Source organism: Streptococcus infantis (assembly GCF_047463635.1).
GTDB lineage: Bacteria > Bacillota > Bacilli > Lactobacillales > Streptococcaceae > Streptococcus > Streptococcus infantis_W.
Window position 1 is genome coordinate 1 of record NZ_JASHDL010000019.1, and the last position, 25,489, is coordinate 25,489.

General features: G+C 42.2%; 18 protein-coding genes. 8 read left to right on the forward strand and 10 right to left on the reverse strand.

Annotation, left to right across the window (positions count from 1 at the left end):
* From QM867_RS09125 to leuS, 8 genes are all read right to left on the reverse strand, one after another.
* The coding region (locus QM867_RS09125; RefSeq protein WP_414315616.1) for an accessory Sec-dependent serine-rich glycoprotein adhesin at window positions 1–5,602 on the reverse strand (5,602 nt) is incomplete at its 3' end.
* A gap of 577 nt (window positions 5,603–6,179) precedes the next feature.
* Entirely contained in the window at window positions 6,180–6,752 is a 573-nt protein-coding gene (locus QM867_RS09130) for a nucleotidyltransferase family protein (protein WP_414315617.1), read from the reverse strand.
* A complete protein-coding gene (gene ruvB / locus QM867_RS09135; protein WP_414315618.1) occupies window positions 6,733–7,731 on the reverse strand; it encodes a Holliday junction branch migration DNA helicase RuvB in 999 nt (332 codons plus the stop codon). Before ruvB ends, QM867_RS09130 begins: the two co-directional genes overlap by 20 nt.
* 166 nt (window positions 7,732–7,897) lie before the next feature.
* Window positions 7,898–8,251, reverse strand: coding sequence for a type II toxin-antitoxin system RelE/ParE family toxin (locus tag QM867_RS09140; protein ID WP_075231166.1), 354 nt, complete (start codon window positions 8,249–8,251; stop codon window positions 7,898–7,900).
* Window positions 8,241–8,525: a type II toxin-antitoxin system RelB/DinJ family antitoxin gene (locus QM867_RS09145; RefSeq protein ID WP_075231165.1), complete on the reverse strand. Its 285-nt coding sequence runs from the start codon at window positions 8,523–8,525 to the stop codon at window positions 8,241–8,243. The genes QM867_RS09140 and QM867_RS09145 overlap by 11 nt, the downstream gene beginning before the upstream one ends.
* Before the next feature lie 635 nt (window positions 8,526–9,160).
* Complete coding sequence (locus tag QM867_RS09150; RefSeq protein WP_414285193.1) at window positions 9,161–9,583, reverse strand: GNAT family N-acetyltransferase; 423 nt, start codon at window positions 9,581–9,583, stop codon at window positions 9,161–9,163.
* An 11-nt stretch (window positions 9,584–9,594) separates the two neighbouring features.
* The gene (locus tag QM867_RS09155; protein WP_414285192.1) at window positions 9,595–10,287 is read right to left on the reverse strand and encodes a GNAT family N-acetyltransferase; all 693 of its coding nucleotides are present in this window, start codon (window positions 10,285–10,287) and stop codon (window positions 9,595–9,597) included.
* A gap of 108 nt (window positions 10,288–10,395) precedes the next feature.
* Window positions 10,396–12,897, reverse strand: coding sequence for a leucine--tRNA ligase (gene leuS, locus QM867_RS09160; protein WP_414315619.1), 2,502 nt, complete (start codon window positions 12,895–12,897; stop codon window positions 10,396–10,398).
* A gap of 239 nt (window positions 12,898–13,136) precedes the next feature.
* Between leuS and QM867_RS09165 the strand changes: the two genes are divergently transcribed.
* The 8 genes from QM867_RS09165 (at window position 13,137) to QM867_RS09200 (ending at window position 21,907) form a co-directional block, all read left to right on the forward strand.
* Complete coding sequence (locus QM867_RS09165; RefSeq protein WP_414315620.1) at window positions 13,137–14,153, forward strand: NAD(P)H-dependent glycerol-3-phosphate dehydrogenase; 1,017 nt, start codon at window positions 13,137–13,139, stop codon at window positions 14,151–14,153.
* Between the two features lie 21 nt (window positions 14,154–14,174).
* A complete protein-coding gene (gene galU, locus QM867_RS09170) occupies window positions 14,175–15,074 on the forward strand; it encodes a UTP--glucose-1-phosphate uridylyltransferase GalU (RefSeq protein WP_414315621.1) in 900 nt (299 codons plus the stop codon).
* Between the two features lie 146 nt (window positions 15,075–15,220).
* Window positions 15,221–17,722, forward strand: a complete 2,502-nt coding sequence (gene pbp1b / locus QM867_RS09175) for a penicillin-binding protein PBP1B (protein ID WP_414315622.1) — start codon at window positions 15,221–15,223, stop codon at window positions 17,720–17,722.
* Between the two features lie 97 nt (window positions 17,723–17,819).
* Entirely contained in the window at window positions 17,820–18,731 is a 912-nt protein-coding gene (locus QM867_RS09180; RefSeq protein ID WP_414276551.1) for a DMT family transporter, read from the forward strand.
* A gap of 84 nt (window positions 18,732–18,815) precedes the next feature.
* Window positions 18,816–19,514, forward strand: a complete 699-nt coding sequence (gene dapD, locus QM867_RS09185) for a 2,3,4,5-tetrahydropyridine-2,6-dicarboxylate N-acetyltransferase (RefSeq protein WP_045762757.1) — start codon at window positions 18,816–18,818, stop codon at window positions 19,512–19,514.
* A gap of 61 nt (window positions 19,515–19,575) precedes the next feature.
* On the forward strand, window positions 19,576–20,706 hold the full coding sequence (locus QM867_RS09190) for an N-acetyldiaminopimelate deacetylase (protein ID WP_414276552.1): 1,131 nt from the start codon (window positions 19,576–19,578) through the stop codon (window positions 20,704–20,706).
* A gap of 3 nt (window positions 20,707–20,709) precedes the next feature.
* Window positions 20,710–21,249, forward strand: coding sequence for a 5-formyltetrahydrofolate cyclo-ligase (locus QM867_RS09195; protein WP_414276553.1), 540 nt, complete (start codon window positions 20,710–20,712; stop codon window positions 21,247–21,249).
* Window positions 21,233–21,907: a rhomboid family intramembrane serine protease gene (locus QM867_RS09200; protein WP_414276554.1), complete on the forward strand. Its 675-nt coding sequence runs from the start codon at window positions 21,233–21,235 to the stop codon at window positions 21,905–21,907. Before QM867_RS09195 ends, QM867_RS09200 begins: the two co-directional genes overlap by 17 nt.
* Before the next feature lie 82 nt (window positions 21,908–21,989).
* Here QM867_RS09200 and QM867_RS09205 read toward each other — a convergent pair whose 3' ends face one another.
* Both QM867_RS09205 and QM867_RS09210 read right to left on the reverse strand, forming a co-directional pair.
* Complete coding sequence (locus tag QM867_RS09205) at window positions 21,990–23,369, reverse strand: glycoside hydrolase family 1 protein (protein WP_414276555.1); 1,380 nt, start codon at window positions 23,367–23,369, stop codon at window positions 21,990–21,992.
* 260 nt (window positions 23,370–23,629) lie between these two features.
* Window positions 23,630–25,483, reverse strand: coding sequence for a proline--tRNA ligase (locus QM867_RS09210; protein WP_414315623.1), 1,854 nt, complete (start codon window positions 25,481–25,483; stop codon window positions 23,630–23,632).
* Window positions 25,484–25,489 lie beyond the last annotated feature (6 nt).

Below are 25,489 nucleotides of genomic sequence, written 5' to 3' on the forward strand. Positions count from 1 at the left end.
TTGCACTGGTTGATGCTGACTGGCTAGCCGATGTGCTTGCTGATTGACTTGCGCTTGTTGAAGCACTTTGGCTTGCAGACGTGCTGGCTGATTGGCTCGCACTTGTCGATGCTGACTGGCTAGCTGACGTGCTGGCTGATTGACTGGCGCTTGTCGATGCGGACTGGCTAGCTGACGTGCTTGCTGATTGACTTGCGCTTGTTGAAGCTGACTGGCTAGCCGACGTGCTGGCTGATTGGCTCGCACTGGTCGATGCTGACTGGCTAGCTGATGTGCTTGCTGATTGACTCGCACTTGTTGAAGCACTTTGGCTTGCAGACGTGCTGGCTGATTGGCTCGCACTGGTCGATGCTGACTGGCTAGCTGATGTGCTTGCTGATTGACTTGCGCTTGTTGAAGCTGACTCAGATGCACTGGTCATTGCACTTACTGATGCACTGGTTGAAGCAGACACTGACGCACTGGTTGACGCTGATGCTGACTTATGATCCGAATCTGACAAATCAGGAGTTACTGTGTTTTTTGTTCCGTCTTTGTAGGTAATCGTTACAGTTCCATTGCTATCAATATCGTACGATTTAATACGGAAATCTGTTGCAGGGTTAGACGTCTTCACTGCATTAAGAATCTTATCAAGGTCTTTTCGAGTCAAGGAAGTTAGATTAGAAACCTGGACAGCATCTTTTGGTTTAACACCTGGGAATTTTTCGTTCAGTTTCCCTTGTGCTACTACAGTCGTTACTCTACCCGTATTATCTGATAAGTCTGTAGCATTAGTTCCACGAGTCCATTTGTTTCCATCTTTATACTGTACATTTTCTCCATAAGTAGCAGTGTACTCTAGCACTTTTGGAGTTGTCGCCGAAGCTTCAGTGGTAATATCCTTAATTCCTAGTGCATCATCATCTGAAGAATAACCAGTTTGGAAAATACGACTGATATCAGAAGTTCCATCGTTTAATTTCAGAGTTTTAATCTTACCACTATTATCTTTAGCAGTTAGAACAACTTTAATCTTGTCGCCTGCGAAGACTTCGTAACCGCTGACTCCTGGACGAACATTATTCTTGATCGTTTGTTTTTCCCATTGGCCAGTCTTATCATTCTTAATATGAAGTTCAAAAGTTACTTCAGGTGCTACAGTTTCTTTGGTAATAGTTGCAGTCGTTGTAGACGAACTCAAGGTTTCAGTTCCACCACTTGGAAGTGTTACTGTTTTTTCTTGCTTAGCAGTCACATCCTCCGTCGGAAGTAGCCCATTGTTGCCATCGTAAGCTTTTTGCAACTCTGCAGGTTCAAAGGTAACACTTGATTCGTTGTCTTTAGCTGTCTTGGTAAATTTATGTCCAGCTAATGTGAGCGTAACAACCGCTCCAGGTGTTACATTCGTAACCACAATCGAACGATTTGGCAAACCACCTGTTTCGTTGGTAGAAGCAACTGAGATAACCGGTGCTTGTGGATTGACCTTAATAGTCACATCAACCGTTCTACTATTAGCAGTTCCGCTGTAAGATCCTTGTGGAAGAGTGATTCTTACTTTTCGTGTATAAACTCCTGCGTTTTCCAGCATAGCATCATCAGGAGCCTGATCCCAACTAAAGGTAGTTCCTGTTGGGAAGGATACACTTTCGTTCGAATTTTTAAGCGCCTCTCCTGGATTTTCAATAATCTCTGCTAATGGAGTCTTATTTGCCACAGTTGTAACGTACTCCTGTTTAGCTACAGGATCAACAACTGTATAATCAAAGTTTGTCTGACTTGTCAAGGCTGGATTGCTTGTTGAAACATCCCCAAAACGTCCTTTTGGATATGTGGCAATTAGCGTATAGGTTGTACTATGGCTCTCAGCTTCTGAACCCGTAGTATGCCAAATTGCGCCAAACGGCTGTGTTCCAACAGGGGTTGTAATTTCGTTACCTTGATTATTTATTTTATACTTATAAGACCATGTTGTCCCTGACAGACTTGAATCCCCCAAATTTGTATATTGTTGGATTGTTCCACCGATATTATTAGCCCAGTCTCCGCCAGTAACTTTATCATTACCTTGATCTGACTTAAAGGCATAGAATTTACCTTTTACACCATTATAAGTTTTAACTTCAACTTTTGGATAAACAGTATAGTTAACTGTTACATCATCAGTCGAGCCATCAGAATAAGTAACCCGTGCAACTGCACTTTTTGTCCCAGCAGATGTGTTGTCAATGCGACTAACCCATGAAACAGTCGTTCCTTGAGGGAGCTGTCCTCCACCATCAAGCTGGACAAAGTTCGTAGCATCGTTTAAATCCGTTGCCGTTTCACCAGTATAGGTATAGATAGTTGGAGCCTTCGCTACAGCAGTATATTTATCAGTCTGGCTTTTGATTACAAACTTGACATAACCATTATCGGTAATCCCATTTTTAGTATGGTCACTATCAGATGTATTTTTATCATCTGTTGCTATTAAATAGCGTTCAAATGACCCTAATCGTGCAGTTTTACCTAGAGTCCCTGTAAGGGTAATCTTTGCATCAGATTGATTCGTTAAGTTAGTAATCGGATTTGAACGATTGAGACCAGTATATCCTGCGTAGTTGTTTCCGTTTGCACTATCCGCAGTTCCTTGCATTTCAAACTTCAATGAAGAAATCTTGCCAGAATCATCAGTTGCTCTAAAGGTTACATTAACTTCTTCCCCACGGTATAGATAGATTTCCTTAGTTGTAGCATTATCATAATGAATCTCCAGTTTTGGACGTTCATTAACTGTAACAGATCGAGAAATAGTATTTCTTGTTAAATCCTTATAAATAATCGTTGCAGTTCCATCGTTTGCAACTTGAATATCTTTGATACGGTGTATTGCCTGATTATTTTTAGCATAGATGGCAGTCTTGACAGCTGCCTTTTCATCATCTGTTAAGCTATCTTTATTTGCTACAGGTGTAAAGTCAGGATTTATTACTTTAAGACGGTCTTTCAGTTGTCCTTGAGTGATACGAACATTACCAGTTCCTGTTGTGACATTTCGATTATTTACTTGGTCGGTAGCAACCGCATTTCGTTGCCAAGTATTTCCTGACTTCCACTCCAAATCATCCCTAAGATGGGCCTTTACAACGATATGAGCTGGACTGCTCTCAGTAGCATTGATATCGCCACTATTTAGATGGTCAACCACACCTTTACCATACTCATCTCCTGTATCATTATCACCTTGGAAGAAGTTGGTTGTTAAAGCAGGTCGATTAGCGTCCGCTTTGGAGATAATCTTAAACTCTTTTAGTTTCCCGCTATTATCATACGCTGTGAAATCAACTGTAAAGTTATCACCAGCATAGACGATGTGTTCCATACCTCGGTCTGCATATGGACTTTGTGTCGCTCGAATGACCTCGCCATCACGCGTCACTGTAACAGCAGGCACAGGTACTTCCGTTTCCGCTCTCACGTTAGCTCGAACGACATCCACAGTATTATCCCGATAGGTAAGCGTGATTTCACCAGTGTTAGACACTGTAATTTCTTTACCACCTTCAGAACCATTCTTGTAGTCAGTTTTTGAAAGGAGAGCAGCATTTTTGCTCTTGAAGTTTTCAAGAATTTGAGCCCTCTCAGTATCGCTCAAAGATGACGGGTTGTTAACTGTAACAGAATCACCACTCACAGGCTCGTTACGTTCATTGAAGCCTTTGATATGGAGAGTCATATGTGCCGTATCTGTTTGTCCGTCAGTATCTGTTACAACATATTCAAGAATGTGCGCACCAGTAGCATATGGCTTCCATGCTCCATTGTCTCGGCCAATGGTACCTTGTATATTTACCGTATAACTCTTTGGATAACCAGCAAACCTACCATTCTGATAAACACCGAAATCCCCGACGACACCTCTTGCATTTCTTGGATAATTAGGTGCAGTTAAGCCAGTGATGATTGTATTATTAGGTCCTGCAGCTAATGTTCTCAACCCCTTGTCATCACTCATCGGCATGTTGATTGTGGCAATAGAGTCATCATTATAATAAGTGACATCTGTAGGCAAACTAATGGTAGGCGGCTTAGATGTTGCACGGTTATTACCTGCTTCACCAGTCGTAACGGTTGAGCTCATTGAGCTACTATAATTCCCAGAATTGCTGGCGCTTGTAAACGGTTGACTGCTTGTCGCCACTTGAGCATTCAAAGTAGCTGCGTTAGAACGATTGTTTACCGTCGCATACACCAATATAGTCGCTTCAAGGTTTCTATTCAAATCATGGCGCTTATTGAATACATACTCATTACCAGAACCACCACGTTTTTCCATTGGTTGTCCATTGAAAAGAACACGAGTGATGGTTGTGTTTCTATCCACCTGCGCGATCAGACCTGCGTAATTAAGCGGACTCTGCGAATGCATTTTGATTTTCCAGACAACCTCACGATTAGAACTTGAATAACTACCTTGTTCAAGTTGAGCTGTGGTGTGATTGTTTACCGCAATCGGAGAAATACCTCGGAGATTTTCTCCCGTTGCCATTGGTTGTCCATTACGGCTATCACGTTGGCCAGAGGTTGCACGTGAAACCGCATTGGCGATAGAGTTGCGAGCTGAAGTAGCTGTCTTGACAACTGTTCCTAGGTCAGCGTTTGGATCCTTGAGAGTAGACTCAATCTCAGCAATAGCAGATTTCACCTTAAGAATGGCTGAGCTTGTATCTGGAAGGTCCACGGCTTTAGCCAGGTATTCTCCCATTTCTGCTGAAAGGGCTGCCAGTTTCTTACGGTCTTCTGCTTGCTTTTTAGCGCTTGTTTCTGCTGTTGTTGTCGCAGCAAGAGTCGCTGTAGTCGTAGCTGTCAGACTCGCATTTTGACTTGTAAAGTTTTCTGCTGTTGAAAGAGCACTAGAAAGATTAGGATTGACCTGAGCATCGCTAGCGTCTACTCTAGCTCTTGATACTCTGTCGTTACTGATAGTGTTTTCGCTAGAAACCCTTTGTGAACCTTCTACATGCGAAGTCTCAGAGTGAGAACTGCTTGCAACAGTTGAAGCACTATCTGATGTTGAAGCAGAATCGTTCAATGAAGACGAGGTGCTAGCTGAAGTTGAAGATGAAATACTGGTGCTCGTGCTAGCTGAGGTCGAAGCACTTACGGACTCAGATAGACTTGTTGAGACTGAGGTCGAGGCACTTGTAGAATCTGATAGCGAGATACTCTCACTGATAGAGTTAGATGTTGAAACAGACGTTTGCTGCTCCTCATCTTTATTGACAGTTCCCAAAACAACCTGATCAGAATTCACTAGATTGTCAGTACCATCCACGACTTTCTCTACAGCCAGCTGTTCATTGGCATGGACTTGCGTATGAGTGACCACTCCACCACCAACAACAGCCCCCGCGGCAGCTATCCCCTTGAGGACATCTATCCCGGTTAAAGAAGTTGAGACACGATCTTCCACAACTTCAGTTGTCACCTGAGCAGTATCAATACCACCACGAAGAACCTTAAATAGCCCGAATAAAGACGTTGAGGCACGCAACCAATGTTTCCCTGACTTAATCAGTTTGTATCTAGTTACACGATCGGTTTCTCGATACTCTCCTTCTTGACGTCTAAAAAACATGTTTTTTTCTCCTTGAGTTCATTTTTTATAAAAAAACTAAATACCAAAACATTCTTAAGATACACAGCCATGTTACATGGATATTTTCTCTTTTTTTCACCCTGACAAGCACTGGTGTACTCTTAAAAAATTTTGATATAGAGCTCAATCTATAACACCTTATTATAGCACATTAGAGCCTGCTTTGTCCAAAGATTTGTATAAAAATATATTAACACAAATGACTTGTTCTTTTTGTAGATTTTACCTGAATTTAAGATTCTTTTTTTATCCAATAATCATCTATTTACCTTTAAAAAATCAAATATTATTGTAAAAAATCAGTAGGATGAAATAAAATATAAACAAATTGACCAGAAAAAAAGTCAGATCAATTTCTAGCAATGTTTTAAAATCCGTAGCGTACTATTCTAGGTTCAATCTACTATATATCGAATCATCGCTCCATCAAAAAAAGCCGCCTGATTGGGCGACTTAATTTTTTTATAGGGAGATTATTATGAAAAAGTTTTAGGAGTATAAGTTAAGGTCTTTTTAACTTATGAGATAAGTATACAACTCCTATCTTAAAGTTTCCTTAAGTATTTTTAACTGTAAGATTTTTCCATTTTTCTCGCCAATTTTTCTTGGATAAACGCTTTTGATAGAGCTTCATTCGATCTTGATTTTCTAAGAAATGAGGAGTTGGACGAACTTGAAAGTTTAAAATATCCTCCAAACCATAAGGAGCAAAGAGCTCTAAAGTTGCGTCAGCTTGCAAGCGCAGTCCTACTGCCGTACAACGTTCAGGATACTTACTCATGGCATCGCAGGAATTTCTATACGGAGGCGTATGGGGACTATGCTGATGCATATAGACCTGATTTTTCAGCTCCCACTGATACTGAGGAAAGTCCTCCCTCAACTTGTTCTCTATAACCAGCGTTTCTTCGTAACTCACATCTGGGTCAAAGAAAATCACATCCACATCCGTTTCACGGTCAAAGGATGGCTTATCTGACAAGAGATTCCAGATAAAATTTCGGACCGAACCAGCCGCCAACCAGGAATCTTTCAACTCTAAGTCACGGATGATGGTCAAAATAGCCATCATGTCAGGATTTTCTCTAAAAGAGTCTAAGATTTGAACCTTATTTTTCAATGTATTCATACCCCAAATGTTCGTAAGCCTTAGCTGTCGCGACCCGTCCTGAACGAGTTCGCATGATAAAGCCTTTCTGGATTAGGTAAGGTTCATACATATCCTCTACCGTCTCACGCTCTTCAGCGATATTTACCGAAAGGGTACCTAGACCGACAGGACCTCCACCGTACATCTCAATCATGGTGCGGAGAATTTTCTGGTCCACATAGTCCAAGCCTTCATGGTCTACATCCAGCATAGTCAAAGCCTTATCCGTAATCACATCATCAATCAAGCCATCACCCATAATCTGCGCAAAGTCTCGCACGCGCTTAAGGAGACGATTGGCAATACGAGGGGTCCCACGACTACGCAAGGACAACTCAGATGCTGCCTCATGTGTGATTTCCATCTCAAAAATATCTGCCGTCCGCTCGACTATTTCTGTTAAGTCAGCATGGGCATAATACTCCATATGACCTGTAATTCCAAAACGTGCCCGTAGCGGATTTGAGAGCATACCAGCCCGAGTCGTCGCACCAATCAAGGTAAAAGGTGGTAACTCCAAATGAACACTGCGACTGCCTTCACCAGCCCCAATCATGATATCAATGTAGAAGTCCTCCATGGCACTATAAAGCACCTCTTCCACCGACATGGGCAAGCGATGAATCTCATCAATAAAAAGGACATCCCCAGGCTCTAAGTCATTCAAAATCGCTACCAAATCCCCTGCTTTTTCAATGACTGGACCCGAAGTCTGCTTGAGATTGACTCCCAATTCATTGGCAATGACAAAGGCCATGGTCGTTTTCCCGAGACCTGGAGGGCCAAACAAAAGAACATGATCCAGCGCCTCGTCACGCATTTTTGCTGCTTCAATAAAGATTTGAAGCTGATCCTTGACCTTGTCCTGACCGATATATTCACGCAAATATTGGGGGCGGAGAGTACGTTCTACCAACTCCTCATCGCCCATGATTTCATTATCTAAAATTCTACTCATGGCTCTATTATATCAAAAATCCAGCCTACAAACAAAAAAGCCACCGAATTTGGTGGCTTCATTAGGGAGATTATTATGAAAAAGAAAAGTTTAGGATTTCTATTAAATAAAGTTAGGAGGTCTTTATTTAATGATTACATAATACACAAGCAAACTTAAAGTTAGCTTAAGATTTTGAACTTTTTTTATTGTCTTTTTGTAGTAAGGTAACATAGTCACTCTTGGTATGAAATAAATGGGAGAGAAAAACAGTCTTTTGTGTCTGATCAACAAAGTAAAGCAAAACGTATTGATCTATAATTTTTCCTCGTGTAGGATACTTACTATTAATCTTTACACCGATTTTCACATCAGCATCAAAACCAGCCTCAGGAAAGACTTCTAAACTTTTTAACCCATCTAAAATTTTTGTCACAGTATTTTTAGCAGATTGAGGGGATAAAAGTACCGTAGCTATATAGTCGTGTATATTGTCGATAGCTTGTTCAACTTCTTTTGAAAGGATCACTTTATAAGCCATAGCGTGCCCTCATACTGTCTAGGGAAATCCCTTCTCCTGCCTCGTATTCTCTCAAGGCACGTTCAGATTGGGCTTGTAATTCTTTAATCAACTGTTCTCGATGTAGATCTTCGGCCGTCTTAATAGGCAAATCTTGCTCTAGAACTATTTGCTCCACAAATAAAGAAATAGCATCTGTCATTGTCATGCCCTTTTCCTTGATAATATTTCGAGCTTGTTCCATAGTAGCTTCATTCAGTTTAAAATTATATTGTTTCGATAAGCTTATAGCCATGATATATCTCCAATCTATACGTTATAGATTGATTATATACTAGATATAGATTTTCATCAAGAAAAAGTGTTTTTTCCATAATCTTACTTCCTCACGAAATACTATATTGTTACACGAGATTTCCTCGATAATCTTCTTTTTGAAAAATTTAGTTCTTTTATATTTCGATACCTTTTGATAAAACCACGATAGATCAGATACTTTTTATCAAGATCTCAAGTAGGTCATTAAAAAGTTTAATAACACCAATTTTAAAGGCATCAAGTTTCTAAACAATAGAAGATACGGCAATCTTTGTATTATATGGATATCCGCGTTATCCTTGACACGAACTTTTACTTTTGTTCAAAACAACGAATATAAATGAAATATCGCTGAAAGTCACATAACAAAAAGCCACCAAATTGGGTGACTTTATTAGGAGATTATGATGAAAAAAAGTTTAGAATTTCTATTAAATAAAGGTTACTCAATGAAAATCGAAATCAAACTAGGCAGAGCGACGCAAGCATAACTAAAGTTAGGTAAGTCGACTCTAATGAAGTATGGTGAGATTTTCGAAGAGTATTAGGAGGTCTTTATTTAATGGTTACATGATACAGAAGAAGACTTAAAGTTAGCTTAAGAGAAAAAAATTATTGTAATTTTTTTCGATTCACCCAAATCATGCCCGTACACTGGAAGCTAGACAAGGTTTCAAACCCCAGAGAACGATAAAATTCCAAGGTTTTTTCTGTTTGTTCTGTCGCTAGTTGTACTTGGTAGGTATCCTTATAATCAGCTAAGGATTTTTTCATCAAGTGACTACCAATCCCTTGGCGCTGATAGGTAGGCAAAACGATCAAATCCTGGACAAAAACCGAAGAAAAACCGTCTCCAATCAAGCGAACTAGACCAACGATTTCCTCACCATCACGCGCTAGATAAATGGCTAGTGAATGAGACAGAGCCCGGGACAACATTTGGGGCTGATTTGTATAATTTGTCCAACCAACTGCCTGGTAGAGATGCAAAACGTCATCAAGTGAAACAGATGTTTCTTTTGTAATCTTAATCATAGCAAACCTTCCTAACATTCTCGTAGAGATTTAATCTGTTGTCCATTTTCATCAAAATTATCTTGCTTCAACCATGCTTCAAAACGAGCCTTAACCCTTGGCCAATCCTTGTCGATCATAGACAACCAATCCGTATCTCTAGTACGCCCTTTATAAATAACAGCTTGACGGAAGGTTCCCTCGTAGATAAAGCCCAAACGTTCTGCTGCTTTTCTAGAAGGTAGATTTAGCGCATCACATTTCCACTCATAACGGCGATAGTTAAGCTCTTCAAAGACATAACGAGCTAGCAAATAGTGGGCCTCTGTTCCCATCCTGGTCTGTTTGAGAGCCGGAGAAAAGGTCACCGCGCCAACTTCAATCACGCGATTAGCTTGGTCAATACGCATGAGAGAAAAAGTCCCCAGCGCCTTTCCAGTCACTTTATCGATAATCGCATAATAGAAGCGATCCTTGCGCTCAAGCATCTGCTTTAAAGCGACGATTAATTTTTCGAGATTTTCTACTGGTGGTTGAAAGAGATAGGTCCACATGTCACGAGGGCTATCTGGACCATAAACAGTTAACAAATCCTCCGCATGCTTTTCTACTGACAGAGCTTCGATAATCGTATACTGTCCTTCTATCCGTACAAGTGAAGGCAAGACTCCAGGTGTGTCGTCTACAGGTTCACCAATCATCTGACCATATTCATTTACTGGCATAGCTTTCTCCTTGTCTTACTCTTATAAGTTTAAAGATGTGAATAGTATATCACATCTCTCAGGTAATCTACAAAAATCCTCCAGATTCTACTCTGAAGGATTCATTTCTTATTTAACAACGATATTAACGAGTTTGTTAGGTACACTAATCACCTTCACAATTTCCTTGCCATCGATCTCTGCTTTAACTTTGTCGTTAACCAGAGCCACTTCTTGCAATTCTTCGCGTGAAAGGTCTTTCGCAACCATGAGTTTAGCACGAACTTTTCCTTTGATTTGAACGACAATTTCGATTTCGTCTTCAACCAATTTGCTTTCGTCCCATGTTGGCCAAACTACGTAAGAGATAGACTCACCTGTTGCTGCGACTGTTTGCCAGAGTTCTTCTGCCAAGTGAGGTGCAAATGGGGCGATCAATTGGATAAAGCCTTTGGCGTAGTCTACATAGAGTTTGTCTTCCTTGTTTGCTGCATTGACAAAGACCATGAGTTGGGCAATGGCTGTGTTGAATTTCATAGACTCGATTTGCTCTGTGACAGATTTAACGGTTTCATTGTAAACCTTGTCAAGAGCGCCATTGTTTTCCGCAACGATTTCTTTACTTGTAATCAAACGGTAAACACGGTCAAGGAACTTACGGCTTCCTTCCAAACCTTCTTCAGACCAAGCGATGGAAGCATCGAGTGGTCCCATGAACATTTCATAGACACGAAGGGTATCGGCTCCGTATTGATCCACCACATCGTCTGGGTTGACAACGTTCTTAAGAGATTTAGACATCTTGGCTGGTGCTTGCTCCAACTCTTCTCCTGTTTCCACATGGAAGAAGGAACCGTCACGTTTTTCAACCTTGTCAGTCGCCACAAGAGCTCCACGGTGGTCACGGTAGCTTGTTCCCAAAATCATCCCTTGGTTAAAGAGTTTTTGGAATGGTTCCTTAGTTGGAACGACACCGAGGTCATAGAGGAATTTGTGCCAGAAACGAGCATAAAGCAAGTGAAGAACGGCATGCTCCGCACCACCCACATAGATATCTACTGGCAACCATTGTTTGAGAAGGTCCTCATCAGCCAATTTCTCAGTATTGTGTGGGTCAATATAGCGGAGGTAGTACCAGCTTGAACCAGCCCATTGTGGCATGGTGTTTGTTTCACGACGACCCTTGACACCATCTTCACGAGTCACTTCAAGCCAGTCTGCCAAATTGGCCAGTGGGCTTTCACCAGTACCTGAAGGGCGGATGTCCTTGGTTACTGGCAAGACAAGTGGCAATTCACTTTCTGGAACAGCTGTCGAAGTTCCATCTTCCCAATGAATGATTGGAATTGGCTCACCCCAGTAACGTTGACGGCTAAAGAGCCAGTCGCGGAGGCGATAGGTAACCTTTTCTTGGCCACAGCCTTTTTCTTCCAACCAAGCCACAATCTTGGCAATGGCGTCTTCTTTATTCAATCCATTTAGGAAGTCAGAATTAACATGAAGGCCATCTTCTGTGTAGGCAGCCTCTTCAACGTTGCCTCCTTCAAGCACTTCTACGATTGGAAGGTCAAATTGTTTAGCAAATTCCCAGTCACGTTGGTCATGAGCAGGTACAGCCATAACAGCACCTGTTCCGTAGCTAGCAAGAACGTAGTCCGCAATCCAGATTGGAATTTCTTTGCCGTTAACAGGGTTGATCGCATAAGCACCAGTCCAAACCCCTGTTTTTTCCTTGGCAAGGTCTGTACGAGCCAAGTCTGATTTCAAGCTAGCTTGGTGTTTGTAATTAGCTACAGCCTCAGCTTGTTCCGCACTTACGATGGCATCTACTAGTTCATGCTCAGGCGCCAAAACAGTGAAGGTCGCTCCGAAAAGGGTATCCGGACGTGTCGTAAAGACGGTGAATTCCTTGTCAGTTCCTTTCACCTTGAAAGTGACATTGGCACCAGTTGATTTACCGATCCAGTTGCGCTGCATATCTTTGATAGACTCTGGCCAATCAAGCTCATCCAAGTCATTGAGCAAGCGCTCCGCATAGGCAGTGATTTTAAGCATCCATTGGCGCATTGGTTTACGGACAACCGGATAGCCACCACGCTCAGATGTTCCATCTGGAAGCACTTCTTCGTTGGCGATGGCTGTTCCCAATTCTTCAACCCAGTTTACTGGCACTTCAGCTTCATAAGCCAAACCTTTTTCGTAAAGCTTAGTGAAAATCCATTGCGTCCACTTGTAGTAGTTTGGATCCGTTGTGTTGACTTCACGATCCCAGTCGTAAGAGAATCCAAGCGCATTGATTTGGCGTTTGAAGTTGGCAATGTTTTCTGCTGTGAATTCCGCTGGGTCATTTCCTGTATCCATAGCGTATTGCTCTGCAGGCAAACCAAAGGCATCCCATCCCATTGGGTGAAGGACGTTGTAGCCTTGGGCGCGTTTAAAACGGCTGAGGATATCAGTCGCTGTGTAGCCTTCTGGGTGTCCTACGTGCAGACCCGCTCCAGATGGGTAAGGGAACATATCAAGCGCATAAAACTTAGGTTTTGAAGCATCTGTCCCCGTCTTAAAAGTGTGATGGTCAGCCCAGTATTTTTGCCACTTAGGCTCAATTTCTTTATGATTGTAAAAACTCATAGCGTCTCTCCAATTTTCATGATGCTCCTATTATACCATTTTTAGGGGAAATATTGTTTCTCTTTTCGTGATTTTATTGTTTTGACCCATGAATACCCTATTATTCTACTGCCATTTTTTCAATTTCTTTCTCAGATATATAAATAGTCTGACAAAAATTTCTTAATGAATTCTATAGATGCATGATAGTCCTTTTTATGGTAGAATATAGGAAAGTGCTTTCTCAGAAGGAGGAAAATATGAACAAACAAACCATCGCTGTTTTAGGCCCTGGTTCTTGGGGTACTGCGCTGTCACAAGTTCTTAATGACAACGGACACCAAGTGCGTATCTGGGGAAATATTCCTGATCAAATTGACGAAATCAATACACAACATACTAACAAACGCTATTTTAAGGATACTGTATTAGACGAAAAAATTGTTGCCTATCATGATTTGGCAGAAGCCTTGAAGGGTGTTGATGCTGTCTTGTGTGTGGTGCCAACCAAGGTGACCAGATTGGTAGCTCAACAAGTGGCTGCTGTTTTGGATCATAAAGTGGTTGTCATGCATGCTTCAAAAGGCCTCGAACCCAATAGCCACAAACGCCTTTCAACCATTCTAGAAGAAGAAATCCCTGAAGAATTGCGTAGTGAAATTGTGGTTGTGTCTGGTCCTAGCCATGCAGAAGAAACGATTGTACGTGATATTACCTTGATTACGGCTGCTTCTAAAGATTTACAGACTGCTCAATATGTTCAAAAACTCTTTAGCAACCACTACTTCCGCCTTTATACCAATACAGATGTGATCGGAGTGGAAACAGCTGGTGCTCTTAAAAATATCATTGCCGTTGGTGCAGGTGCCCTTCATGGACTTGGATTTGGGGATAATGCCAAAGCTGCTATTATCACGCGCGGGCTGGCAGAAATTACTCGTCTGGGGGTTAAACTTGGTGCAAATCCACTGACTTATAGCGGACTTTCAGGTGTCGGTGATTTGATCGTTACAGGAACTTCTGTCCACTCACGTAACTGGCGTGCTGGAGATGCTCTTGGTCGTGGTGAAGCCTTGGCAGATATCGAGGCAAATATGGGAATGGTCATTGAAGGTATTTCAACAACCAAAGCTGCTTACGAATTAGCGCAAGAACTTGGAGTTTATATGCCTATTACCCAAGCCATCTACCAAGTTATTTATGAAAATGTTAATATTAAGGATGCCGTTTCTGAACTCATGAGCAATGAGTTCAAGGCAGAGAACGAGTGGTCTTAGTCACCGTTAGAAAGGAAGCTCATGAAGCAAAAAGTTAGAAAAGCCGTTATCCCTGCTGCAGGACTTGGAACTCGTTTCCTACCTGCTACCAAAGCTTTGGCCAAAGAAATGTTGCCAATCGTCGATAAACCAACCATCCAGTTCATCGTTGAAGAAGCTCTTAAGTCTGGAATTGAGGACATTCTTGTGGTAACAGGAAAGTCAAAACGTTCTATCGAAGACCATTTCGACTCAAACTTTGAACTAGAATACAACCTCAAGGAAAAAGGAAAAACCGACCTTTTGAAACTAGTTGATGAAACAACTGGTATGCGTCTTCACTTTATCCGTCAAACACACCCACGTGGCCTCGGAGATGCCGTTTTACAAGCCAAAGCTTTCGTCGGGAACGAACCCTTTGTGGTCATGCTTGGAGATGATCTCATGGATATCACAAATGACAAGGCCGTTCCATTGACCAAGCAACTCATGAATGATTATGAGAAGACTCATGCTTCTACTATCGCCGTAATGCCTGTCCCACACGAAGAAGTTTCTTCATACGGTGTTATCGCTCCTCAGGGTGAAGGAAATGACGGTCTTTACAGTGTTGAAACCTTCGTTGAAAAACCCGCACCTGAAGATGCACCAAGTGATCTAGCCATTATTGGCCGTTATCTCCTCACACCAGAGATTTTCGGCATCCTCGAAAGTCAAAAACCTGGTGCGGGAAATGAAATCCAGCTAACAGATGCTATCGATACCCTCAACAAAACCCAACGAGTATTTGCTCGCGAGTTTAAAGGCTCACGTTACGATGTTGGAGATAAGTTTGGATTTATGAAGACTTCCATCGAATACGCTCTCAAACATCCACAAGTCAAAGACCACTTGAAAGACTACTTGATTGATCTTGGAAAAGAACTTTCAGGAGATAAATAACAATTTGTCAAACAGTCAGATTTAACTTAAATCTGGCTTTTTTGATGTCTAAATCCCAAGAACCAATCCCTATCTAACCCCCATTCTAAGCCTAATTTCTTGCAAGAGATGCTTTTATGGTATAATAATAAAGAGTGAGGAATTCTATGAACAAACATGTAACAAGAATCAAACAAAAAGGACTGGCCTTACTTCGGTCTCTAAAATTAACAACTTCCAAAAAAAATCCAGATAAAAATAAGAAAGTCAAAACAAAACTAACCATTTGGACTATTGGGGCCAAGATTTTACTTGGGATAAAAGCAACTTTTAACACACTTTTCATCCTAGCTTTTATTGGCGGCCTCCTCGGGACTGGGGTTGTTTTGGGGTATGCTGTTTCTCTCTTTGATCAAGTTAGTGTCCCTCAAACGGAGGATTTGGTTAAACAGGTCAACAATATTTCATCTATTTCTGAGATTCGCTATGCAGATGGTTCCATGATTGGGGCTATCGAGAGCGATCTTTTGCGAACATCTGTCGCATCCGATGCCATCTCAGAGAATCTCAAGCAAGCTATCGTTGCAACCGAGGACGAACACTTTGCAGAGCACAATGGTGTCGTTCCTAAAGCTGTCATTCGTGCCAGTCTAGGAAACTTTATCGGCCTTGGTTCTTCGAGTGGTGGTTCTACCCTAACACAACAGCTCATCAAACAACAAGTAGTTGGTGATGCTCCTACGCTTGCTCGTAAAGCTAGTGAAATCGTAGATGCTCTAGCCCTAGAACGTGCTATGAATAAGGATGAAATCCTGACTACCTATCTAAATGTTGCACCTTTTGGTCGCAATAACAAGGGGCAAAATATCGCAGGTGCTCAGCAGGCTGCAACTGGGATTTTCGGAGTGGATGCTAGCAAACTAACCATTCCTCAAGCAGCTTTCCTAGCAGGTTTACCACAAAGCCCTATTTCCTACTCACCTTATGAGTCTACTGGTGAGATGAAGAGCGAAGAAGATATTGAACTTGGAATCAAGCGCTCAAAAGATGTTCTCTACAATATGTACAGAACTGGAGTCCTTAGCCAAGAAGATTACGAAACCTATAAAGCGTACGATATTAAGAAAGACTTCTTGCCAGCAGAAAATGTCAACGTAACTGCTAAAGGTTTCCTCTACTTCACTACGCTTGATGAGGCGACGAACCTCATGTACGATTATCTGGTCAAAAAAGATAACGTTTCTGAACAAGAGCTCAAAAATGAATCTATCCAAAAATCTTATCATGAATTGGCTGAAAAAGAGATTCAAAATGGTGGTTACCGTATCACAACTACAATTGATAAAGCTATCCATACAGCCATGCAAGGTGCAGTTGCAAACTATGGCTACCTTGTCGATGATGATACTGGTCAACCAGAAGTCGGAAATGTCTTGATGGATAACCAAACAGGCGCCATTTTAGGATTTGTCGGTGGTCGTGATTACCAAAGTAATCAAAACAACCACGCCTTTAACACTAAACGGTCTCCTGCTTCAACTACTAAACCAATCCTAGCCTACAGTATTGCGATTGACCAAGGCTTGATGGGAAGTGCAAGTGTCTTATCTAACTATCCAACTAACTTCTCTAACGGAAATCCTATTATGTATGTCAATAGTTCTGGTACTGCCATGATGAGTCTGAAAGAAGCTCTGAATTACTCTTGGAATATCCCAGCCTACTGGACCTATCAGTTACTTCTTCAAAAAGGAGTTGATGTCCGTTCCTACATGGAAAAAATGGGCTACGAGATCCCAGAATACGGCATCGAAAGTCTTCCTATGGGGGGAGGAATTGATGTCACTGTAGCCCAGCATACAAATGGCTACCAAACCTTGGCTAACAATGGTGTTTACCATAAAAAATACATGATTTCAAAAATCGAGAAGACCAGCGGCGAGGTTATCTATGAGCACAAAGACGAACCTGTACAAGTCTACTCTAAAGCAACTGCAACCATTATGCAGAGCTTACTAAGAGATGTTATTTCTTCCCAAGTGACTTCAAGCTTCCAGAGCGATCTTGCTGCAATCAACCCAAGTTTGGCAGGTGCTGACTGGATTGGTAAAACTGGTACGACCAATGAAGATGGCGATATGTGGCTCATGCTTTCAACTCCAAGATTAACCCTTGGTGGTTGGCTTGGTCACGATGATAACCGACCACTTGGTAAAGGTGCAGGACACTACCGTAATGCAAAATATATGGCTCATCTGGTAAATGCCATTCAACAAGCAGCACCTTCTTCTTGGGGTTCAGAACGTTTCAAACTCGACTCAAGTGTCACTTCATCACAAGTCCTCAAATCAACTGGTCAAAAACCAGGTAAGGTTACTATCAATGGTAAAGAGATTAATGTGACTGGTGAAATGGTAACAAGTTACTGGGCTAACCAAAATGGTGCTCCGACTACCACTTATAAATTCGCTATTGGTGGAAGCGATGCAGACTATCAAAATGCTTGGAACACCATTTTAGGAAGTCTGCCTAAAGCATCTTCTTCCTCATCAAACAATAACAATAGCAATAGTAGTAACAATAACAATAATAATCGTAATAATACTTCTAATAGTAACGGGAGCAGTAGCTCTAGTTCCAATAATAGAAGTAGCAATCAACAGCGCTAACTAGCACAATCATTGAGAGTGGGAAAGAAAATTTCTGAAAGAAATGATTTTTCTCCACTCTCTTTTTTCTTTTTTCATTTCATGGTACAATAGCAACATGAATAAATATCAAAAGAATATTTTTAAGGGAACCATTTATTCTCTCCTATCTGGCCTGATCTGGGGGATCTGCGGAATTTTAGGAGAGTACTTTTTTTCACATTATCAAGTATCTTCAGGGTGGATTACTTCTATGCGTCTACTCGTCGCTGGTAGTTTCGTAATCGTCTTATCTAGTATAAAACTCCGGTCCCAGCTCTTCGAGATCTGGAAAAATCGAAACAATTACCTGCCTTTTCTGGCCTATGCCATCTTAGGGATTTTTTCTGTTCAGTTTTTCTTCTATCTCTGTGTGGAGTATTCCAACGCTACCACTGCCACCATCCTCCAATTTATCAGTCCTGTCTTTATACTTCTATATAATCGCATCATCTACAAGAAAAAAGCTTCTAAAAAAGCAATTTTCTATGTTTTGACTGCTATGATTGGAGTCTTTTTGATGGCTACCAAAGGCGATTTGTCTAAGCTATCCATCACTCCTCTTGCTTTACTGACTGGACTTCTCAGTGCCCTAGGCGTCATGTTCAATGTCATCTTACCCCAACGCTTTGCTAAAAAATACGGTTTTGTGCCAACTGTTGGTTGGGGAATGATTATCGCTGGACTTTTTAGTAATTTTCTCTACCCTGTTTATAAGATTAGCTTCCAGGTTGATGCCATCAGTATCTGTATTTGTTTGACCATTGCCTTTTTGGGAACTGCTTTTGCCTTTTTCCTATCGATGAAGGCTGTCTCTCTCGTTTCCCCATTGGTGGTGTCGGTCGTTAGCGCAAGCGAACCTCTATCCTCTGCTATTCTAAGCGTTCTTTTCCTTGGCATGGTTCTGGATGGTTTCTTGGTACTGGCCATGATTTTGATTATCGTTCCTATGATTTTCTTGTCCATCGAAGAATCTAAATCCAAGAATTAAACACCTTCTTTTAACACTTAAGGCTTCAAAATTGAAGCCTTTTTTGGTAGAATAGTAAGCATTACAAAGAGTGAGGAGACACCTATGACTGCTACAAAAATGAATGCACAAGAAATTATCCAATTTATCGCAAATGCTGAGAAAAAGACAAGTGTAAAAGTGACCTTTGAGGGGCAACTTGCTGGAGCTATCCCTGCCTCTGTTATCAAGCTTGGGAATGTTCTTTTTGGAGACTGGAAAGATATCGCTCCACTTCTTGAAGGACTTACAGAAAACAAGGACTATGTTGTTGAACAAGACGCTCGCAACTCTGCTGTGCCTCTCCTTGATAAACGTGATATCAATGCGCGTATCGAGCCAGGCGCTATCATCCGTGACCAAGTTGAGATTGGTGACAATGCTGTTATCATGATGGGAGCTGTTATCAACATCGGTGCTGAAATCGGTGCTGGTACTATGATTGATATGGGAGCTATTCTGGGCGGACGCGCTATTGTCGGTAAAAATAGTCACGTAGGTGCAGGCGCTGTTCTTGCAGGTGTTATCGAACCAGCTAGTGCTGAGCCTGTCCGTGTCGGTGACAATGTTCTCATCGGTGCTAACGCTGTGGTTATCGAAGGTGTTCAAATCGGTAGCGGTTCTGTTGTTGCAGCAGGGGCCATCGTCACTCAAGATGTTCCAGAAAATGTTGTGGTAGCTGGTGTCCCAGCTCGTGTTATCAAGGAAATCGATAGCCAAACCCAACAAAAAACAGCGCTAGAAGATGCGCTTCGCACCTTGTAATTAGTAACAGAGGCGGAAATATTTCCAGCCTCTTTCTCGTATCAATAGAAGGAAATTAACTATGTTAGATTTGATTCAAACTCGACGCGATCTTCACCAAATTCCTGAGATTGGTTTAGAAGAATTCAAGACTCACGCTTATTTACTCAATGTCATTGAAACATTAACAGCTGGTAAGGATTTTGTTCAGATTCGTACTTGGCGAACAGGTATTTTAGTTTACTTGCAAGGAAGTCAGCCAGAACGTACCATTGGTTGGCGAACAGATATTGATGGACTCCCAATCGTTGAACAAACAGGTCTTCCTTTTGCCTCTCAGCACCCCGACCGCATGCATGCTTGTGGACACGATTTTCACATGACCATTGCCCTTGGAAGTCTCGAACGTGCTCTAGAAAACCAACCCAAAAACAATCTCCTCTTTCTCTTCCAACCTGCCGAGGAAAACGAAGCAGGTGGTATGCTCATGTATGAAGATGATGCTTTTGGTGACTGGTTGCCTGATCAATTCTATGGACTTCATATCCGTCCTGACTTAAAAGTTGGACAGATTGCGACCAATACCCATACACTCTTTGCTGGAACATGTGAAGTTAAGATTCGCTTTAAGGGTAAAGGCGGACACGCTGCCTTTCCACACGAAGCAAACGATGCTCTGGTTGCAGCTAGCTATTTTGTGACCCAAGTCCAGTCAGTTGTCAGCCGTAATGTCGATCCTATCGAGGGAGCTGTTGTCACTTTCGGTGTTTTTCAAGCTGGTACAACCAATAATGTCATCGCTGATACAGCTTTCCTGCATGGAACCATTCGAGCTCTTACACACAATATGAGTCTTTTGGTTCAAAAACGTGTCAAAGCTATCGCTGAAGGTGTAGCAGCTGCCTTTGACATGGATGTAGAGATTGAACTCAAACAGGGAGGCTATTTGCCAGTCGAAAACAACCCTGAACTAGCCTGTGAATTGATGACCTTCTTTGATGAAAAAGAGGGAATTGAATTAATCGACATCGAACCTGCCATGACAGGAGAAGACTTTGGTTATCTTCTCTCCAAGATTCCTGGTGTCATGTTCTGGCTTGGAATTGATAGTCCCTATGCTCTTCACCATCCAAAGATGAGTCCTAAGGAAGAAGCTCTGGCAATCGGTGTCGAGGCTGTATCAAGCTTTTTAGCCAAGAAAGCTGCGGAGTAAACTATGAAAAAAAGCTTACGCAAGCAGGTCTTGCAAGAACTCAAGTCTCTATCCAAAGAAGAAAAGCAGAGCATAAATTATTGGCTCACAGATCAGTTTTTTCAACATCCTTTTTATAAAGAATCAAAGACTATCGCCACTTACCTGTCTTTTCCTCATGAATTTCAGACAGCTGAACTGATCGAACAAGCTCAAAAAGATGGGAAGACACTCCTCATTCCCAAAACCTATCCACATGGGAAAATGGACTTTGTTCTATATGAACCAGAGAAACTCGAAAGAAATTCTTTTGGACTTCTTGAACCGCAGGGGGAAGCTATTGTCTTTGTGCCCTCTCAGATTGACTTGATCCATGTTCCTGGTTTAGCTTTCAATCCCTCTGGTTATCGAGTTGGCTATGGAGGTGGCTACTACGACCGCTACTTGGAGCATTTTACTGGTCACACCATTAGTACACTTTATCCTTGTCAGATTCAGGATTTCCATCCTGATACACATGATATTCCCGTTGAGGAGGTACTCATCTATGAAAGAGATTTTTGATCGTCGTTATCCTGTCACGAGCTTCTTTCTCCTCGTGACAACCCTAGTTTTTATCATCATGTTTCTAACCAGCGGTTTCAATTACACAAGTGCAGCTACCTTGTATCGGTTTGGAGCTGTTTATCCTCCTGCTATCAAGGCCATGCCTGAACAAATCTGGCGCTTATTTTCGGCAACCTTTGTCCACATTGGCTTGGAGCACTTTTTAGTCAATATGCTATCCCTTTACTTCTTGGGACGTCAGATGGAACAAATCTTTGGCTCCAAACAGTTTTTCTTTATCTACCTTCTATCAGGTATGATGGGAAATCTCTTTGTCCTCGTTTTTAGTCCCAATGCCATTACTGCAGGTGCTTCAACTGCCCTCTACGGTATGTTCGCTTCTATTGTCGTTCTCCGTTATGCCTCACGCAATCCCTATCTGCAACAGCTCGGTCAATCTTACCTCTCCCTCTTAGTTATCAACCTAGTAGGTAGTGTTTTTATGCCTGGTATTAGCCTTGCTGGACACGTAGGTGGAGCTGTCGGTGGCGCATTACTAGCTATCGTATTCCCAGTTCGAGGAGAACGAAAGATATACAATCCAGGCCAACGTGGTCTTGCAACTCTAACCTTTATTGGTTTATCAGCTCTACTACTCTTTATTGGACTATTATAAGAACAAGAAAAACCATTGGAAAAACTCGAAAAGAGTTGAGGTCCAATGGTTTTTTCATATCATTTGTTAGACTGCAAAGTTCTTAAAACCCATTGTTATCGCTGAGTTCTTTAAACCAGTGGCCTGATTTTTTCAGACGGCGTTCTTGCGTTTCAAGGTCAAGCTCGACTAAACCATAACGGTTTTTATAGCTATTGAGCCATGACCAGCAATCGATAAAGGTCCAGATTAAGTAACCTTTACAGTTGGTGCCGTCTTCAATAGCACGATGGAGCTCACGAAGATGACCTTTGACAAAGTCGATACGGTAATCATCCTGGATCATTCCATTTTCACGGAATTTATCCTCACCTTCAACACCCATCCCATTTTCTGTCAGCATCCACTCAATATTACCGTAGTTTTCCTTGATGTTTTGGGCAATGTCATAAATCCCTTGCTCGTAGATTTCCCAACCGCGGTGTGGATTGATCTTACGACCTGGCATAACGTAAGGCTCATAGAAATGCTCTGGTAATAGTGGACTATCAGGATGCTTAGCAAAACGTGGCGCCATAACACGCAAAGGCTGATAGTAATTGACTCCTAGGAAGTCAACGGTGTTCTCACGAATGAGTTCCAATTCTTCGGCTGTGTATTCTGGCAGCAAATCATGCTCAGCTAAAATCTCCACCAATTCTTCTGGATAAGCTCCTAAAACAGACGGATCTAGGAAAGATTGTGCCTGAAAGAGGTCGGCAATACGAGCAGCCTTGACATCCGCAGGATGCTGACTACGTGGATAGGCTGGTGTCAAGTTGAGGACTATCCCAATCTTAGAACCCGGCAACATTTCGTGACAAGCCTTCACCGCAAGAGTGCTGGCTAGCTGGGTATGATAGGCAACCTTAACTGCTGCTTTGGCATCCACCTTATGTGGATAATGGGCATCATAGAAATAGCCAAACTCAACAGGAACGATGGGCTCATTGAAGGTAATCCATTGGTCCACAAGGTCACCGTAGGTCTCAAAACAGAAACGAGCATAGTCTTCATAAGCTTTAATAGTTGCTTTATTTTCCCAACCATCCCCATCTTCTTGAAGGGCAAAAGGCAGATCAAAATGATAGAGATTGACTAAGAGACGGATTCCCTTGGCCTTAATAGCCTCAAAGACCTGACGGTAAAAAGCCACACCTTGAGGATTGACTTCTCCACGACCCTGTGGGAAAATACGAGACCACTGGATAGAAGTCCGAAAGGCTGTATGCCCTGTTTCTAACAAAAGTTCGATATCCTTTTCCCAGTTTTCATAGAAGGTCGATGTCTTATCTGGTCCAATCCCATTGTAGTAGCGATTTGGCTCTACTTGGTACCAATAATCCCAGAGATTATCTCCCTTTCCGTCACCAGGCACTCGCCCTTCTGTCTGTGGCCCAGAAGTTGAGGAACCCCAGACAAAATCCTTTGGAAATTTTAGCATAGTACTACCTCTTTTTACGCTTTTAATGCTTATACTCTTCGAAAATCAAATTCAAACCGCGTCAACGTCGCCTTGCCGTATATGCGTTACTGACTTCGTCAGTTCTATCCACAACCTCAAAACGGTGTTTTGAGCAACCTGCGGCTAGTTTCCTAGTTTGCTCTTTGATTTTCATTGAGTCTTACTTTCTCTCATTATAAAGAAAAAACAAGGCAAAAACTAGTTACATTTTTGTCTTGTTTTTCTTCTGATTATAGATTTTATTTATTTGTTAGGATTTCAAGGGTTTCAAGCAAGCTATCTGCGTGAACTTCGATTGTATCCCCTGTCGCCTTGATCTTGACTTCTACGATACCATCAGCTGCTTTCTTCCCAACAGTGATACGGATTGGAAGACCAATCAAGTCGCTATCGCTGAATTTAACACCGACACGTTCGTTACGGTCATCCGTCAAGACTTCGTAACCTTTGTTGACCAAGGCTTCTTCGATACGATTTGTCAATGCAAGACTTGCTTCATCCTTGACATTAACCGGAATCAAGTGCACATCAAATGGCGCCAATTCTTTAGGGAAGTTGATACCCCAAGCGTAACGGTATTCACCTTTTGGAGTTTTGTTGACAAAGAGGCGAGCGTGTTGCTCCATGACTGCTGAAAGGAGACGGCTGACACCGATACCGTAGCATCCCATGATGATTGGCACAGCGCGACCATTTTCATCCAAGACATCTGCACCCATACTTGCTGAGTAACGAGTTCCAAGTTTGAAGATGTGACCAATTTCGATACCACGCGCAAAGTTAAGAACGCCTTGTCCGTCAGGAGAAATTTCACCCTCACGAACTTCACGGATATCGACATACTCAGCAGTGAGATCACGACCTGGGTTTACACCAGTCAAGTGGTAACCATCTTCGTTAGCACCTACAACAGCATTGCGACTATCTTGCACCTTGCGGTCTGCGATAATCTTAACATTTTCTGGAAGATTGACTGGGCCAAGTGAACCAAAGTCCGCTCCCAATAATTCTTTCACTTCCGCCTCGGTTGCAGGTTCTAAGAAGTCTGCTCCAAGGTAGTTTTTCAATTTGACTTCGTTGAGTTGGTCATTGCCAACCAGTAGGGCCACAACTGGCTCTTGGTCTGCCATATAAACCAATGTCTTAATTGTCTGCTCTTCAGAGATATTCAAGAAGGCTGCCACTTCATCGATCGATTTGACACCTGGTGTTTCCACGCGAGCCACTTGGTCTTCAGTCACAACACGGTTGCTTGGTTTATAGGCGTTAGTTGCCATTTCCAAGTTAGCCGCATAGCTTGACTCACTTGAGTAGGCAATGGTGTCTTCACCAGAAACCATCCATTTGAGCAATTCAACCTTGATTTCTTCTTGCACTTCTGCAGGGATTTCATCAAACGACGCGACAGACTTGTCTAATACTACCCAACGGTCAAGGTCTGTACGAGCAGGTGTGATGGCCATAAACTCTTGGCTATCCTTACCACCCATGGCTCCACCGTCACCGATGATGGCTTTAAAGTCCAAGCCACTACGAGTGAAAATACGTTCGTAGGCCGCCTTGTACTCATCATAAGTAACATCCAAGCTATCGTAGTTAGCGTGGAAGCTATAACCATCTTTCATGATGAACTCACGGGTACGAAGAAGTCCATTACGTGGACGTTTTTCATCACGGTACTTAGGTTGGATTTGGTACAAGTTCAGTGGTAACTGCTTGTAAGACTTGACAGAATCACGGACAATTGCTGTAAAGGTTTCTTCGTGAGTTGGACCCAAGATGAAGTCAGATTTTTCACGATTCTTCAATTTGTACAAATCTTCACCGTAGGTCTCATAACGTCCTGATTCACGCCAAAGGTCAGCACTGAGAAGGGCTGGAGCCAACATCTCAACGGCCCCCATCTTGTCAAACTCTTGACGCATGATCTTCTTAGCTTTTTCGATAACACGGTTAGCAAGTGGTAGATAAGAGTAAACACCTGCTGATACTTGACGAACATAACCAGCACGCAACATAAGGGCGTGACTGATAACTTGAGCATCGCTTGGCATTTCGCGAAGCGTTGGGATAAGCATTTTACTTTGTTTCATAATGAC